This is a genomic window from Pseudomonas sp. A-RE-19 (assembly GCF_019956555.1).
Lineage (GTDB): Bacteria > Pseudomonadota > Gammaproteobacteria > Pseudomonadales > Pseudomonadaceae > Aquipseudomonas.
This window is the reverse complement of the sequence record NZ_JAHBDQ010000071.1, coordinates 178,456-194,461: the sequence shown is the minus strand read 5'-3', so window position 1 is coordinate 194,461 and position 16,006 is coordinate 178,456. Positions and strand designations below refer to the sequence as shown.

12 protein-coding genes and 1 pseudogene are annotated in these 16,006 nt (G+C 60.1%); 6 read left to right on the top strand and 7 right to left on the bottom strand.

The genetic code is table 11. The features are described 5' to 3' along the window. Positions 1-40 precede the first annotated feature (40 nt). Positions 41-536, top strand: a pseudogene (locus tag KGB14_RS27410) (hypothetical protein). Positions 537-597: 61 nt separating this feature from the next. Here the strand turns inward: KGB14_RS27410 and argA are convergent. Beyond that, positions 598-1,896, bottom strand: a complete 1,299-nt coding sequence (gene argA / locus KGB14_RS27405; protein WP_223490595.1) for an amino-acid N-acetyltransferase — start codon at positions 1,894-1,896, stop codon at positions 598-600. A gap of 135 nt (positions 1,897-2,031) precedes the next feature. Next, positions 2,032-3,183: an acetylornithine deacetylase gene (gene argE, locus KGB14_RS27400; RefSeq protein ID WP_223490593.1), complete on the bottom strand. Its 1,152-nt coding sequence runs from the start codon at positions 3,181-3,183 to the stop codon at positions 2,032-2,034. 190 nt (positions 3,184-3,373) lie between these two features. Here argE and KGB14_RS27395 point away from each other — a divergent pair, with 190 nt between their 5' ends. Further along, a complete protein-coding gene (locus KGB14_RS27395) occupies positions 3,374-4,741 on the top strand; it encodes an inorganic triphosphatase (RefSeq protein WP_223490591.1) in 1,368 nt (455 codons plus the stop codon). 100 nt (positions 4,742-4,841) lie between these two features. On the opposite strand, the gene KGB14_RS27390 is transcribed toward KGB14_RS27395, so the two are convergent. Further along, the gene (locus KGB14_RS27390; RefSeq protein ID WP_008076029.1) at positions 4,842-5,315 is read right to left on the bottom strand and encodes an Lrp/AsnC family transcriptional regulator; all 474 of its coding nucleotides are present in this window, start codon (positions 5,313-5,315) and stop codon (positions 4,842-4,844) included. Between the two features lie 126 nt (positions 5,316-5,441). On the opposite strand from KGB14_RS27390, the gene KGB14_RS27385 reads away from it, so the two are divergent. The 3 genes from KGB14_RS27385 to KGB14_RS27375 all read left to right on the top strand — a co-directional run bounded on the left by KGB14_RS27385 (position 5,442) and on the right by KGB14_RS27375 (position 8,170). After that, complete coding sequence (locus KGB14_RS27385) at positions 5,442-5,780, top strand: hypothetical protein (RefSeq protein ID WP_223490582.1); 339 nt, start codon at positions 5,442-5,444, stop codon at positions 5,778-5,780. A gap of 90 nt (positions 5,781-5,870) precedes the next feature. Next, positions 5,871-7,655 carry a GspE/PulE family protein gene (locus KGB14_RS27380; RefSeq protein ID WP_223490581.1) on the top strand — a complete coding sequence of 595 codons (1,785 nt, stop codon included), beginning with the start codon at positions 5,871-5,873 and terminating at the stop codon, positions 7,653-7,655. A gap of 194 nt (positions 7,656-7,849) precedes the next feature. Continuing rightward, on the top strand, positions 7,850-8,170 hold the full coding sequence (locus KGB14_RS27375; protein ID WP_223490579.1) for a DUF2388 domain-containing protein: 321 nt from the start codon (positions 7,850-7,852) through the stop codon (positions 8,168-8,170). A gap of 174 nt (positions 8,171-8,344) precedes the next feature. Here the strand turns inward: KGB14_RS27375 and gcvP are convergent, their stop codons facing one another. Then, on the bottom strand, positions 8,345-11,218 hold the full coding sequence (gene gcvP, locus KGB14_RS27370; RefSeq protein ID WP_223490577.1) for an aminomethyl-transferring glycine dehydrogenase: 2,874 nt from the start codon (positions 11,216-11,218) through the stop codon (positions 8,345-8,347). A gap of 153 nt (positions 11,219-11,371) precedes the next feature. Between gcvP and KGB14_RS27365 the strand changes: the two genes are divergently transcribed. Further along, positions 11,372-12,511, top strand: coding sequence for a DegT/DnrJ/EryC1/StrS family aminotransferase (locus tag KGB14_RS27365; RefSeq protein ID WP_223490575.1), 1,140 nt, complete (start codon positions 11,372-11,374; stop codon positions 12,509-12,511). Positions 12,512-12,614: 103 nt separating this feature from the next. Here the strand turns inward: KGB14_RS27365 and gcvH are convergent, their stop codons facing one another. The 3 genes from gcvH to KGB14_RS27350 form a co-directional block, all read right to left on the bottom strand. Continuing rightward, positions 12,615-12,998, bottom strand: coding sequence for a glycine cleavage system protein GcvH (gene gcvH / locus KGB14_RS27360; protein ID WP_223490573.1), 384 nt, complete (start codon positions 12,996-12,998; stop codon positions 12,615-12,617). A gap of 49 nt (positions 12,999-13,047) precedes the next feature. After that, complete coding sequence (gcvT, locus tag KGB14_RS27355) at positions 13,048-14,130, bottom strand: glycine cleavage system aminomethyltransferase GcvT (protein ID WP_223490571.1); 1,083 nt, start codon at positions 14,128-14,130, stop codon at positions 13,048-13,050. Positions 14,131-14,287: 157 nt separating this feature from the next. Then, complete coding sequence (locus tag KGB14_RS27350; RefSeq protein WP_223490569.1) at positions 14,288-15,904, bottom strand: ABC transporter permease; 1,617 nt, start codon at positions 15,902-15,904, stop codon at positions 14,288-14,290. Positions 15,905-16,006: the final 102 nt, after the last annotated feature.

Below are 16,006 nucleotides of genomic sequence, written 5' to 3'. Positions count from 1 at the left end.
ACATCCCGTATACGTCAACCCCTATCGAAAAGGCGACGTCATAATGGCCAAACGCGCACTATCTAGTCAATTTGTTACAGTTTGTGTATCGATGATATTTTCTTTCTACCACCCAGGCGGAGACGCTCACGGTCGGTTATCAAACCGGTATCGGCCCCAGCAAAGTCCCCCAGGCTGACGGCGTTTACGAGAGAACCATATGCCATAAAATCGATTGACGTCGTTTCGATAGTGGTCCGGAAGTGGTCACCCTGAACTCGTTCGCCGACTATGCCGCCGCCCATAAAGACAGCTGGACCGCCGATTCGGTACCGGTGCAGAAAATCGCCAAACTGACAGGTGCCAATACAGCCGATGTGCCGGAACTGCTGGCTGGCTCCGCATTCCCGGATGCCAAGGCGCAGCAGACCACCGCGCGGCTTGATAGCGGCACGGCGAGACGGCGAAGTTCTTGAAGGAACAAAGGGAAGGTAGAGACGGTGCGCCCTGTAGGAGCGAGGCTTGCCCGCGAAGGCGTCATCAAGGACAACCGATAAATCGGGTCGTCTGCTTCGCGGGCAAGCCTCGCTCCTACAGGGGGGGCGGATAGCCCGGAGGTCAGAGGGTTTTTTCGAAGATCTTCGAATTACGCTGGTAGTTGTAAAGCGACGCCCGCGCCGACGGCAGACGTTCCACGCTGCTGGGCACAAATCCCCGTTCACGGAACCAGTGGGCGGTACGGGTAGTCAGCACGAACAAGGTTTTCAGCCCCTGTGCCCGGGCGCGGGTTTCGATGCGTTCCAGCAGTTCATCGCCGCGACCGCCATGACGGTACTCCGGGTTCACCGCCAGACACGCCAACTCCCCCGCCTCTGAATCAGCAATCTGATACAGCGCCGCACAAGCGATGATCATGCCTTCACGCTCGACCACGCTGAACTGCTCGATCTCACGCTCCAATACCTCGCGGGAACGGCGCACCAGAATGCCCTGCTCTTCCAGCGGGCTGATCAAGTCCAGCAAACCGCCGACGTCCTCGATAGCCGCCTCGCGCACAACCTCGAATTGCTCTTGGGCCACCAGCGTACCGCCACCGTCACGCGTGAACAGTTCGGTCAGCAGCGCGCCATTTTCGACGTAACTGACGATGTGACTGCGTGCCACTCCGCCCCGGCACGCCTCAGCGGCCGCATCCAGCAGCTCGGCCTGATAATGGGTGCCCAGCCGTTGCAGATGCGCCGGCACTTGCTGCGGCCGTAACTCACGAACCAGACGACCGTTTTCATCCAGCAGACCCAGTTCGGCGCCAAACAACAGCAGCTTGTCTGCCCCAAGGTCGATGGCCGCACGGGTGGCGACGTCTTCGCAAGCGAGGTTGAAGATCTCACCGGTCGGCGAGTAACCCAACGGCGACAACAACACGATGGAGCGTTCGTCCAACAGGCGATTGATGCCCTTGCGGTCGACCCGGCGCACTTCGCCGGTGTGGTGATAGTCGACACCTTCAAGTACGCCGATCGGCCGTGCCGTGACCAGATTGCCGCTGGCCACCCGCAGGCGCGAGCCCTGCATGGGCGACGAGGCCATGTCCATGGACAGCCGCGCTTCGATGGCGATGCGCAGTTGGCCGACCGCATCGATCACACACTCCAGGGTCGCCGCATCGGTGATGCGCATGCCGTGATGGTAATGCGGGGTCAGGCCGCGCGCAGCGAGGCGGGTTTCAATTTGCGGACGCGAACCGTGAACCAGCACCAGACGCACGCCCAGGCTGTGCAGCAGCACCAGGTCGTGGACGATGTTGCCGAAGTTGGGGTGCTCCACGCCGTCGCCAGGCAGCATGACGACGAAGGTGCAATCGCGGTGGGCGTTGATGTAAGGCGAAGCGTGACGAAGCCAATTGACGTATTCGGGCATGAACCTGGGCCTGTAATAAATAGCAGCCGAAAAAAGGGTAAGGCAGTAAACGCACAGCGGGCTGATGGTTATCGTCGGAACAGGCTTGGCGACACGCGCGCTCTCCTCATAAGTACGGGTTGTGACATCGGCAATTTATACGGCCGGCGTCAGGCAGTAATGTTCAATCAGTTGACGTAATAGATGCACGGTAGGCTGCAAACGTGACATTTCGAGGAATTCCCCCGGTTGGTGAGCGCAGGCGATGTCACCCGGTCCCAACACCAATGTTTCACAACCAAGACGCTGAAGATAAGGCGCTTCCGTGCCGAACGCCACTGCTTCGGCGCGATGGCCGGTGAGCTTTTCGGCGACTCTCACCAATTCCGAGTCCTCGGCCTGCTCGAAGGATGGCACTTCGGGGAACAGCGGCGCGTAATCGATCTTCACCTGATGCCGTTCGGCAATCGGATTGAGCTTCTGCAAAATCGCCGCACGCAGGGCTTTGGGGTCCATGCCCGGCAACGGACGCAGGTCGAACTCCAGCGAGCACTGGCCGCAGATGCGGTTGGGGTTATCGCCGCCGTGAATGCAGCCGAAATTCATCGTCGGCTGCGGCACGCTGAACTGAGGGTTACGAAATTCGCGCTGCCACGCCAGGCGCAAGCCGCGCAGTTCGCCGATGGCGTCGTGCATGGCTTCGAGGGCGCTATGGCCCAGGCGCGGGTCCGAGGAATGGCCGCTCTGACCGAGGATGTCGATGCGTTCCATCATGATGCCTTTGTGCATCCGGATCGGCTTGAGCCCGGTCGGTTCGCCGATCACCGCTGCCCGGCCCAGCGGACGTCCGGCTGCGGCCAGGGCGCGAGCACCGGACATCGAGCTTTCTTCATCGCAGGTCGCGAGGATCAGTAACGGCTGCTTGAACGGTTGGTCGAGCAAGGGTTTGACGGCTTCGATGGCCAGGGCGAAAAAACCCTTCATGTCGCAACTGCCCAGGCCGACCCAGCGACCCTCCACTTCCGTCAATTCCAGCGGGTTGGTCTGCCACAGTGCCTCGTCGAACGGCACCGTATCGCTGTGACCCGCCAGCACCAGGCCGCCGGGGCCGGAACCGAAACTGGCCAGCAGATTGAATTTGCCGGGGCTGACCTGCTGGATGTCACAGGAAAAACCCAGGTCCCCGAGCCAGGTCGCCAGCAAGTCGATGACCGGCCGATTGGTTTGATCCAGGCTGGGTTGGGTACAGCTGACGGACGGCGCGGCGATCAGCGCAGCGAACTGATCTCTCATGGATGGCAAAGGCATCGCTGACTCCCAACTCGCGAATTGAAGTCCATCATAGAACCATCCGGCGACAGGAATAAACCGCAGCGGTGCGTAGGGTCTTTCGCCACCAAGTGTCAACAGACCCTACACCCCTTCAGTCCTGTACACTGCACGACCTTGGCAGCCACACATTCCCCCGGCTGCGCTCCCGATCCTGGATTTTCCGGCCATGCAGAAAGAAACCGAAATCAAACTCCGCGTCAGCCGCGAAACCCTCGCGGCCCTGCGCGAGCACCCATTACTGAAAAAACGCAACAAAAGTGGCTGGGAACGCCGTGAACTGATGAACCAGTACTTCGACACGCCTGAGCGCGATCTGGCCCGCGCCAAGGTTGCCCTGCGCTTGCGCCGCGATGGCGAAGAAGTGATTCAGACCCTCAAGACCCGTGGCCAGAGCGTCGCCGGTCTGTCCGAGCGTCACGAGTACGACTGGTCCCTGCCCAAAGCCAAGCTCGATGTTAAGAAACTCGACGGTGAATGCTGGCCCGAAGAGTTGGCCGAGCTGGACAAGAAAACCCTGAAAGCCATCTTCACCACCGATTTCGTTCGCGAACGCGCGGAAATCGCTTGGGGCCGTGGCAAGACCAAAGTGGTCATCGAAGCCGCGCTGGACCTGGGCCACGTGGTGGTCGGCAAGCAGAAAGAAGAAATCTGCGAGCTGGAACTGGAACTGCGCGAAGGCGAACCGGCCGCGCTGCTGGAACTGGCCGCCGAACTGGCTGCGACCCTGCCACTGATGCCATGTGACATCAGCAAGGCCGAGCGCGGTTATCGCCTGTTCGATGCCAACAGTTACTCGCTGAGCTTGCCGGCGCCACAGATCACCGCCGAAATGCCCCTGGACGATGCGTTCGCCGCGTTGAGCTGGCATTTGCTGAGCAGCAGTCAACGTCTGGCCGAGCAATATCGCTTCAATGGCCACTGGCGCCTGTTGCTGGACTGGGTCGAAAACCTGGCTGAATTGCGCGCGTTACTCAGCAGCCTGGGCCAAGCCGCGCCGCGTCAGTCGACGCACGATCTGCGCGTCGCGCTGGACGCCTTGCTCGAAGACTGGCGTCCGCTGGTGCAAGCCGGGGTCGACGACGAAGACGTACGCAAAGCCGCGCCGGAGCAGTTCCTCGAAGAACTGGAAGACCCACGTTGGGGCCTGTTCTCGCTGAACACTTCGCGTTGGTTGCTGGCCCGCACCTGGGCTGCCGATCGCAACGTCCGCGGCAATCGCCAGGGCGCTGCGCAACTGGGCAGCTGGCTGCCACGCCTGCTGGGCGAAGAAGCCAACTCGCTGCAATTGCAGCGTTACCAGCAACAGCCGGAAGACCTGGCCGAACAGCTGCCGCGCATCGAGCGCATCCAGGCCTGGCTGCACCATGCCCGTAATGTGCTGGACATCCCGGAAATGGATCGTCTTTACGGCGAGCTGAACAAACTGGCGCAACTGGCCAACGAACCGATCACCGATGAATCACTGGATGCGCGTAAGCAGCAGGCGATTGCGGTGTATCAGAATCGTGCCTGGAAAATGCTTTTGCGCATGTAATACCGCCTTCGCGGGCAAGCCTCGCTCCTACAAGAGATCATGTTGCCCTTGTAGGAGCGAGGCTTGCCCGCGAAGAGGCCCGCACAAACGCTGAAAATCTCTAACCCCGCAACACCGGCAAACTCGTCGTGGACTTGATTTCAGATAAAGCCACGATCGAGTTGACCTCTTGAATCCCCGGCACCATCGACAGCTTCTCGAAGAAGAAACGCTCATAAGCCTCGATGTCCGCCGTGACGATCCGCAGCAAGAAATCCACCGACCCCATCAGCACATAACACTCCAGCACTTCGGGAAAGCCGCGAATCGCTTCGGTGAATTCAGTGAAGTTCGAACGTCCGTGGGCGTTGAGTTTGATCTCGGCGAAGATCTGCGTGTTAAGGCCGATTTTCTTCCGGTCAAGCAACGTCACCTGAGCGCGAATGATCCCCTCCTCCTTCATCCGCTGAATCCGTCGCCAGCACGGCGACTGCGAGAGCCCCACCTGTTCGGCGATCTGCGCGCTGGAAAGCGAAGCGTCCTCTTGCAGCAACGCGAGAATCTTGCGGTCGTAGCCATCCAGCTCGCTGTGCATAAAAAAACCTATCGTGGGTACTAAATCGAATTGATCCATTCGATAAATGGTCAATAAGCCCAATCATAGATAAGAAATACCCGGCACCGAATGTAAAAATTCCTCCAGTCATTTTGGAGCCCGACCATGCCGCATTTAGAAGCCGTGAACACCCCGTCTGCCCGCGCCGATGTCTGGAACGTCAGCAACGCCCACTGCCGCGTTCACTATCAATTGCTGGCCGAGGCCGAGCCGGATCTGCTGTGTCGGGCGTTAAATCTGTTCGCCTTGCAGTTTCTGACGCCGCAGCAGGTCAACGTGCAGCGCATGGACGATCTGCTGTCGGTCGACATTGTCATGGACGGCCTGAGTTGGCACCGTGCCCAAGTGATCGCGGAAAAATTACGTAACCTGATCAGCGTCTGCTCGGTGGATCTGCAAGCCGCTGATTCTGCATGGGAACAACCGGCCCAGGCAGCAGGTTGAAAAAACTCGACATGCCTTGGTCGGGTAGTGGCCCAACGGTCTGCGGCTGCGCGGCTATCCTTTGCGAACTGTTGTTCATAAGGAGCCCGCATGTCCGTTCAACTTGCCACTCAGGACCGCTGGCTGGACCTTAATGATTTGCTGCGCGAACTGGTCGCCCAAGGCTTTATCAGCCAGGATTCGGCCGAGCACGCACTCAACGCCCGCCGCCGTCACGCTGCGAATGGTCAGCAGCACCCGCTGGAATTCATCGCAGGCCAACACCTGGACGACCTCAGCCGTCCCGGCAAACACCTCGATCTGGAAAGACTGACCCTGTGGCTGTCCCAACAGGCCGGCCAGCCTTATTTGCGCATCGACCCACTGAAAATCAACGTCGCGGCCATCACGCCGCTGATGTCTTATGCCTTTGCCCAACGCCACAAGATTCTGGCGGTGTCCATCGACCGCGATGCCGTCACCGTGGCCAGCGCCCAGCCCTTCGTCAATGGGTGGGAAGCCGACCTGACCCATGTGCTGAAGCTGCCAATCAAGCGCGTAGTAGCCAACCCGGTGGATATCCAGCGCTTCAGCGTGGAGTTTTTCCGCCTGGCCAAATCGGTCACCGGTGCCACCAACGCTGATCAGCAAATAAGCACCCTGGGCAACTTCGAACAGTTGCTCAACCTCGGCGCCAGCGATCAGGAGCCGGACGCCAACGACGCGCACATCGTCAACATCGTCGATTGGCTGTTCCAGTACGCGTTCCAGCAGCGGGCCAGCGATATCCACATCGAGCCCCGGCGCGAGCAAGGCACGGTGCGCTTTCGCATCGACGGCGTGCTGCACAACGTCTATCAATTCCCGCCGCAGGTGACCATGGCCATCGTCAGCCGCCTGAAAAGCCTGGGGCGGATGAACGTCGCGGAAAAGCGCAAACCCCAGGACGGTCGGGTCAAGACCAAAACCCCGGACGGCGGCGAAGTCGAACTGCGGCTGTCGACACTGCCGACGGCGTTCGGCGAGAAGATGGTCATGCGGATCTTCGACCCGGAAGTGCTGCTCAAGGATTTCGATCAGCTGGGTTTTTCCGCCGATGACCTGCGTCGCTGGCAAGACATGATCCGCCAGCCCAATGGCATCATTCTGGTGACCGGGCCGACCGGTTCGGGCAAGACCACGACGCTGTACACCACGCTCAAGAAACTGGCGACACCGGAGGTCAATCTCTGCACCATCGAAGACCCGATCGAAATGGTCGAGCCGGCGTTCAATCAGATGCAGGTCCAGCACAACATCGACCTGACCTTTGCCGCCGGCGTGCGCGCGCTGATGCGGCAAGACCCGGACATCATCATGATCGGCGAGATCCGCGACCTTGAAACCGCCGAGATGGCGATTCAGGCGGCACTCACCGGCCACCTGGTGTTGTCGACGTTGCACACCAACGACGCTCCAAGCGCCATCAGTCGCCTGCTGGAACTCGGTGTGCCGCATTACCTGATCAAAGCCACGGTGCTCGGAGTCATGGCCCAGCGTCTGGTCCGTACCTTATGCCCGCATTGCAAGGCACCGCTGGCACTGGGCGAGGACGACTGGCATACCCTGACCCGACCCTGGCAAGCACCACTGCCAGGCAATGCACAGCGCGCCATCGGTTGCCTGGAATGCCGCGAAACCGGCTATCGCGGTCGCGCCGGGGTTTACGAAATCATGCAACTGACGGACGGCATCAAAGGGCTGATCAACCCCGACACCGATCTGCTGGCGGTCCGGCGTCAGGCATTCAAGGAAGGCATGCGCAGTTTGCGCTTGTCCGGCGCGCAGAAAGTGGCGGCGGGTTTGACGACGATCGAGGAAGTATTGCGAGTAACGCCGCAAAGTGAGCAGAAGTAGGCTTCATGCCGATACACGCCTTGTTGTAGCAGCTGCAAAGCCTGTATTCCCCGTAGGAGCTGCCGCAGGCTGCGATCTTTTGATCTTGTTTTTAAAAGCGAAAATCAAAAGATCGCAGCCTGCGGACGTCACGGAACTCGATTGGGTAGTTGGCAATCCAACGCCGCAGTTAAAACCCAGTGGAGTCACCTTTTATGCGTCTCAAACTTGCTGTCGCTACCTTCGCCGTGTTGTCCCTTCAAGTCGGTTCGGCGATGGCTGATGACAGCTTTTTGCGTAACGTCCTTACTTCCGGTGCCACCACCGGTACGTCCTACCTGACCTCAAGGGATCACAAGCTGGTCGTCGCCGCCCAGGACGACGCCGGCAGCTTTGTCGCCAGTGACGGCGCCATTCGCGGCCCCTACCTGGAAGCTGCGATGCAGAAAGTCCGCGCCGACAACCCTGGCCTGCAAGCCACGGACATGGAACTGGCGAACGCAATCCTGGCGAAGAATGCGGTCGCTTCGGAATAAGGTTCGCTGCTCAACAAAATGCCGCTCCCATGAGCGGCATTTTTTTGCTTGATGCAATTCATTGTGGGAGCGAGCCTGCTCGCGAAAGCGGTGTTTCAGTCGACATCGATGGTGAATGTTGAACCGCTATCGCGAGCAGGCTCGCTCCCACATTGGGTTAGTGTGTTCCGTACTTCAGCGGTAATCATCCACCGGCACACATGCACAAAACAGATTCCGGTCACCGTAGACATTGTCCACCCGGTTCACCACCGGCCAGTATTTGTGAGCCTTGGTGTGAGCATCCGGCGTGACGGCCTGTTCGATGCTGTACGGCCGCTCCCAAACGCCAGTGATGTCAGCCAAGGTATGCGGTGAGCGTTTCAGCGGGTTGTCCTCAGCCGACCAATTGCCGTTCTGCACTTCGGTGATTTCCGCGCGAATGCTCAGCATCGCACCGATAAAACGGTCCAGCTCCGCCTTCGACTCGCTCTCGGTCGGTTCGACCATCAAGGTCCCCGGCACCGGGAACGACATGGTCGGCGCATGAAAGCCATAATCCATCAGCCGCTTGGCAACGTCCTCTTCACTGATGCCGGTTTGCGCCTTGAGCGGTCGCAAGTCGAGGATGCATTCGTGGGCCACTCGCTCGTTGCGCCCGGTGTAGAGCACCGGGAACGCCCCGGACAAATGCCGCGCCAGGTAATTCGCGGCGAGGATCGCCACCTCACTCGCATCCGCCAATTGCGGCCCCATCATGGCGATGTACATCCAGCTGATGGGCAAAATGCTTGCACTGCCCCAAGGGGCCGCGCTCACCGCGCCGTTCTCCGGCAACGGGCCTTCGATTGGCACCACCGGGTGATTGGCGACGAACGGCGCCAGGTGCGCCCGGACGCCAATCGGGCCCATCCCCGGTCCGCCACCGCCATGGGGAATGCAGAAGGTTTTGTGCAGGTTCATGTGCGACACGTCGGCACCGATGTCTGCCGGTCGCGCCAATCCAACCTGCGCGTTGAGGTTGGCGCCATCCATGTACACCTGACCGCCATGGCGGTGGATAACTTCACAGATCTCGCTGATGCCTTCCTCATAGACCCCATGGGTCGAAGGATACGTCGCCATCAGGCAGGCGAGTTTGTCCCCCGCCTCTATGGCCTTTTCTTTCAGGTCTTCCAGATCGACATTACCTGCCTCGTCGCACTCGACGATCACCACCCGCATCCCGGCCATTTGCGCCGAAGCCGGGTTGGTCCCGTGGGCCGAGGACGGGATCAGGCAGATATCCCGCGCGCCCTGATGGCGGCTCTCGTGATATTTGCGAATCGCCAGCAACCCGGCGTACTCGCCCTGAGCGCCCGAGTTGGGCTGCATGCAGATCGCATCGAAACCGGTGATCGCGCAGAGCCAGCGCTCCAGCTCCTCGATCATCAACGAATAACCTGCCGCCTGTTCTTTCGGCACGAACGGGTGCAGGTTGGCGAACTGCGGCCAGGTGATCGGGATCATCTCGCTGGTGGCATTGAGTTTCATGGTGCAGGAGCCCAGCGGGATCATCGATTGATTGAGCGCCAGGTCTTTGTTTTCCAGCTGCTTGAGATAGCGCAGCATTTCGGTTTCGCTGTGATGAGCGCTGAACACGGGATGACGCAGATACGGCGTACTGCGCTGCAATCCGGCAGGAATGCCGGACTCCAGGGTTTCAGCGTCCAGTTCGTCGACGTTGAGCCCATGATCGGCACCGAGAAACACATCGAACAGTTTCGCCACGGTGCTTTCGTCACAGGTTTCATCCAGGCTCAGGCCCAACCGCCCACGGCCGAGAATGCGCAAGTTGATCCGTGCTGCCTGGGCACTGTCGATGATCGCGGTCTGAGTGCCACCGACCTCCAGGGTCAGGGTGTCGAAGAAGTGTCGGTTCAGCCGTGTAATGCCGTGGCGTTCCAGGCCGGCAGCGAGGATGCAGGTCAGCCGATGGACGCGTTGGGCAATCCGTTTGAGCCCTTCCGGGCCATGGTAGACCGCATAGAAACTGGCGATATTGGCCAGCAGCACCTGGGCGGTGCAGATGTTCGAGTTAGCCTTCTCCCTGCGGATATGTTGCTCGCGGGTTTGCAGAGCCATGCGCAGGGCGACGTTGCCGCGAGCATCTTTCGACACGCCGATGATCCGCCCGGGAATGGCTCGCTTGTATTCGTCGCGACTGGCAAAAAACGCCGCGTGGGGACCGCCGTAGCCCATCGGCACACCAAAGCGCTGGGACGAACCGAACACCACGTCGGCGCCCAACTCACCCGGCGGGGTCAGCAACAGCAGGCTCAGCAGATCGGTCGCCACACAGGCCAGGGCTTGCTGGGCATGCAAATGATCGATCAATGGACGCAAATCATGAATTTCGCCATGGGTATTGGGATATTGCAGCAGCGCGCCGAACACTTGGTGCTGCTTCAAGTTATCCACAGCATCGATGATCAGCTCGAAACCGAACCCTTCGGCCCGGGTCTGCACCACGGAAATGGTCTGAGGGTGGCAACTCTCATCGACGAAAAAAAGATTGCTTCTGGATTTGGCGACCCGCTTGGCCAGTGCCATGGCCTCGGCTGCCGCCGTGGCCTCATCCAGCAACGAGGCGTTGGCCAGTTCCAGGCCGGTCAGGTCGATGGTCAGTTGTTGAAAATTCAACAACGCTTCGAGTCGCCCTTGGGCAATCTCCGGCTGATAGGGCGTGTAGGCGGTGTACCAACCAGGGTTTTCCAGCACGTTACGCAAGATGACGGCCGGTGTGAGCGTGCCGTGGTATCCCATGCCGATCAGGCTGGTCCAGACCTGGTTCTGCTCGGCGTAGCCTCGCAGTTTGGCCAGGGCGGCTTCTTCATCAAGGGCGGGCGGCAGGTCCAGCGGTCGGTTGAGGCGAATTCCCGGCGGCACCGTCTGCTCGATCAACTCGACCCTGCTGCCAAGACCGAGGCTGTCGAGCATCGCCTGTTGCTCGGCGGCATCGGGGCCCAGGTGGCGGCGCAGGAAGGCATTGGGGTCGCGTAACTGACTCAAGGACGGCAACTGGGACATGACGGGCTCTCTCTTTGCTGGCGCTCAGCGTCGATGCAACTCGGTCAAACCAGCATAGCAGTCGATACCCGCACGGATGGCGTGGCGCTATTGGTCAATCCATATCATCATCCTCGGCGCCTACAAACGTTCGCTGATCGGATGTCTACATTTATGAGCCAACTGTCTTTCCTGCCCTTCTCCAAACCCACCATCGATGAAGCCACGATTGCCGCTGTCGGCGATGTGCTGCGCTCGGGCTGGATTACCAGCGGCCCCAAGGTTCAGGCTTTTGAGGCGCAACTCTCGGAATACTTTGGCGGGCGCCCGGTGCGCACGTTCAATTCCGGCACCTGCACCATGGAAATCGCACTGCGTATTGCCGGAGTCGGACCGGGCGATGAAGTGATCACCACGCCGATTTCCTGGGTAGCCACCGCCAACGTGATTCTGGAGGTTGGCGCTACACCGGTGTTTGCCGACATCGACCCGGTCACCCGCAATATCGACCTGGCTCAGCTTGAAGCTGCGATTGCCCCGCGCACCAAAGCCATCATCCCGGTGTTTCTCGCGGGACTGCCCGTAGACATGACGCACCTTTATGCGATTGCCAAAAAGCACGGTTTGCGAGTGGTGGAAGACGCTGCCCAAGCATTGGGTTCGAGCTGGAATGGACAACGCATCGGTGCGACGGGCGATTTCGTGTCCTTCAGTTTCCAGGCGAACAAGAACATCACCTGCTCGGAAGGCGGGTGCCTGGTACTGAACAATGACGAGGAAGCGCGGCTGGCGGAAAAGTACCGCTTGCAGGGCGTCACCCGCAGCGGTTTCGATGGGCTGGACGTTGACGTGCTGGGCGGCAAGTTCAACATGACCGATGTCGCGGCGGCCATTGGCCTGGGACAATTTGCCCACATCGAGGCCATCACCGCTCATCGTCGTGAGCTGGCCAAACATTATTTCGCCTGTTTTGGCGAGGACTTCGAAGCGCAATACGGGGCTCAACTGCCACCGGCGGATTTCGCGAACAGCAATTGGCATTTGTTCCAACTGGTGCTGCCTGAGCGCCAGGATGGCCAACCGGCACGGGCTGCTTTCATGGAGCAGATGCAGGCACTGGGGGTTGGTATCGGCTATCACTACCCGCCGATCCACCTGCTGAGTCTTTACCGCGAACGCGGGTTCAAGGAAGGCATGTTCCCGGTAGCCGAACGGGTCGGACGACTGATCGTCTCGCTGCCGATGTTTACAGCCATGAGCAAGGCCGATGTCGAGCGTTCGGTGGCGGCGGTCAAAGCGGTCTTGCGGCCTTGACTCTGCCTTTGTAGGAGCTGCCGAAGGCTGCGATCTTTTGACTTTGATTTAAAAAAACAAGATCAAAAGATCGCAGCCTGCGGCAGCTCCTACGGGGCGAGCATTACTCGCCGATAGCAGCCTTGTAGGCCGCCGGGTCGAGCAGCTTGTCCAGCTCGGAGGTATCGCTTGGCTCGAGTTTGAAGAACCAGCTGTCATAAGGCGCGCTGTTGACCAGTTCCGGGCTGTTGGCCAACTCTTCGTTGATGGCAATGACGGTACCAGAGACTGGCGAGTAGATATCCGACGCGGCCTTGACCGACTCCACCACACCCGCAGCCTCACCAGCCTTGAACACTTTGCCGATTTCCGGCAGCTCGACGAACACTACGTCACCCAAGGCTTCCTGAGCATGGTCTGAGATACCCACTTTCACGCCGCCATCATGGTCCAGGCGGGCCCATTCGTGACTTTCGGCAAAACGCAGGTCGACAGGGATTTCGCTCATGTTCTGTGTCCTCAAGAAAAATGTCAGCGGTCATTCCCGCCAGAAAAAGTTAGATCAAGGTTTTGCCATGGCGTACGAAGGTCGGTTTGACCACTCGAACCGGGTACCACTTGCCACGGATTTCCACTTCAGCGCGGTCGGCGGTGGCCACCGGCACGCGCGCCAGCGCAATCGACTTGCTAAGCGTAGGAGAGAAACTACCACTGGTGATCTCCCCTTCGCCAACATCGGCGATGCGAACCACCTGATGCGCACGCAAAACTCCACGCTCTTCAAGGACCAGGCCGACCAGTTTGTGCTGCACGCCGCTGGCTTTTTCCGCTTCCAGGGCGCTGCGACCGATGAACTGGCGGGTGGCCGGTTCCCAGGCAATGCTCCAGGCCATGTTGGAGGCCAGCGGTGAAACCTCTTGATGAATGTCCTGACCGTAGAGGTTCATGCCGGCTTCGACTCGCAAGGTATCCCGCGCGCCGAGACCGATCGGGGAAATGCCCGCGCCCACCAGATCGTTGAAGAACCCCGGCGCCTGATCGGCCGGCAGCACGATTTCCAGACCATCCTCACCGGTATAACCGGTGCGCGCGATGAACCAGTCACCGTCGGTCTGACCTTCGAAATATTTGAGCCGCTGGATCAATGCGCCACGAGACTGGGTCACCAGCTCGGCAATCTTGTGCCGGGCGTGAGGCCCTTGAATGGCCAGCATCGCCAGTTCGGAGCGCTCGTTGAGCCGCACCTCGAAGTCGCCGAGATGAGCCTGCATCCAGGCCAGGTCCTGATTGCGGGTGGAGGCGTTGACCACCAGGCGATAACCATCCTCGAGGCGGTAGACGATCATGTCGTCGACGATGCCGCCGTGCTCGTTGAGCATGGCGCTGTACAAGGCACGGCCGGGGCTATGCAGACGTTCGACGTCATTGGCCAGTAAATACTGAAGCCAGGCCTTGGCCTGGGGGCCGTCAACATCGATCACGGTCATGTGGGATACATCGAAAACCCCGCAATCGCGGCGCACCTGATGGTGTTCCTCGACCTGCGAGCCGTAATGCAGAGGCATATCCCAACCGCCAAAATCGACCATCTTCGCGCCGAGGGCGAGATGAAGGTCATACAGAGGCGTACGCTGTCCCATGGGTTTCTCCTTCCGGGCGTGGCGAAGGTGCGGGCAGGCGCTGCACGGGGTGAAATACCTTGAAATAAAAGGCTTTCAGCCGATTTCAGCGACCCGGTCTGAAGGACGGACCGCACCGAATGCCGCGCATTGTAGCCGCAAGGTGTAGGACTGACACCTAGGTGTTTCGATGCGCCGACCTTCGGATCAATCCGATGACCGGTAACAGCCCGACCAACACCAGCGTCAATGCCGGCAACGAGGCCCTCGCCCACTCGCCTTCGCTGGTCATTTCAAAGATCCGCACCGCCAGCGTGTCCCAGCCGAACGGGCGCATCAGCAGGGTCGCGGGCATTTCCTTGAGCACGTCGACGAACACCAGCAATGCCGCGCTCAACGTGCCCGGCAACAGCAGCGGCAGATACACCTTGAAAAACAGTCGCGGCCCACTGACGCCAAGGCTGCGTGCTGCTTCGGGCAAAGATGGCCGTATTCGCGCCAGGCTGCTTTCAAGCGGCCCATAGGCCACGGCAATGAAACGCACCAGATAGGCCAGCAACAACGCCGACAGACTGCCCAGCAGCAACGGTTTACCCGCGCCGCCAAGCCAGCCCGACAGCGGGATCACCAGTTCGCGATCCAGGTAACTGAACGCCAGCATGATCGACACCGCCAGCACCGAGCCCGGCAAGGCATAGCCAAGGTTGGCCAGACTGATGCCGGAACGGATTGCCCGTGTCGGCGCCAATCGACGGGCAAAGGCCAGCACCAGAGCAACACTGACGGTGATTAACGCTGCCATGCCGCCCAGGTACAGGGTATGCACAATCAAACCGGTATAACGCTCATCCAGATCGAAACGCCCGCGTTGCCAGAACCACACCACCAGTTGCAGCACGGGAATGACGAAGGCGCAGGCAAACACCAAGCCACACCAGCTCATGGCCGCCAGCGCCTTGACCCCACGCAGGTGATACAGCGCCTTGACTCGTGGCCGCTCGTTGCTCGCCCGGTTGGCTCCCCGGGCCCGACGCTCGCTATACAGCACGACCATCACCACCAACAGCAGCAGGCTGGCCAGTTGCGTGGCGGTGGAGAGGCTGAAGAAGCCGTACCAGGTTTTGTAGATGGCGGTGGTAAACGTATCGAAGTTGAACACCGACACCGCCCCGAAATCCGCCAGGGTTTCCATCAGCGCCAATGCCACCCCCGCGCCAATGGCCGGACGAGCCATGGGCAACGCCACTCGCCAGAAGGCCTGCCACGGGGATTGCCCAAGGACTCGCGCGGCTTCCATCAAGCCTTTGCCCTGAGCCAGGAATGCAGTACGCGCCAACAGGTAAACGTAGGGATAGAAAACCAGCACCAGCACCAGAATCACACCGCCGGTGGAGCGCACTCGCGGCAGCCTCAAACCGCTGCCGAACCATTCGCGCAGCAAGGTTTGCACGGGGCCGGCGAAATCCAGCAGGCCGACGAACACGAATGCCAGCACGTAAGCCGGGATCGCAAAGGGCAGCATCAGCGCCCAGTCCAGCCAACGCCGTCCGGGGAACTCGCAGAGGCTGGTGAGCCAGGCCAGGCTTACACCCAGCAGCGTTACGCCGAAACCGACGCCGAGTACCAGCGTGAGGGTATTGCCCAGCAGCCGTGGCATCTGGGTGTCCCACAGGTGGGACCAGATCTGCTGGTCGATGGTTTGCCAGGAGAGAAACAGAACGCTCAGGGGCAGCAGGACCAGCGCGGCAATGGCAAAGACCAGGGGATACCAGCGGCGTTGGGCAGGGTGGGCCAAGGAAAAGCTCTCGAGGTGAATCAGCGAAGTGTATGCAAACCGCAAAAAGATCGCAGCCTGCGGCAGCTCCTATCGGGTGTACACCATCCCAATGCTGGAGCT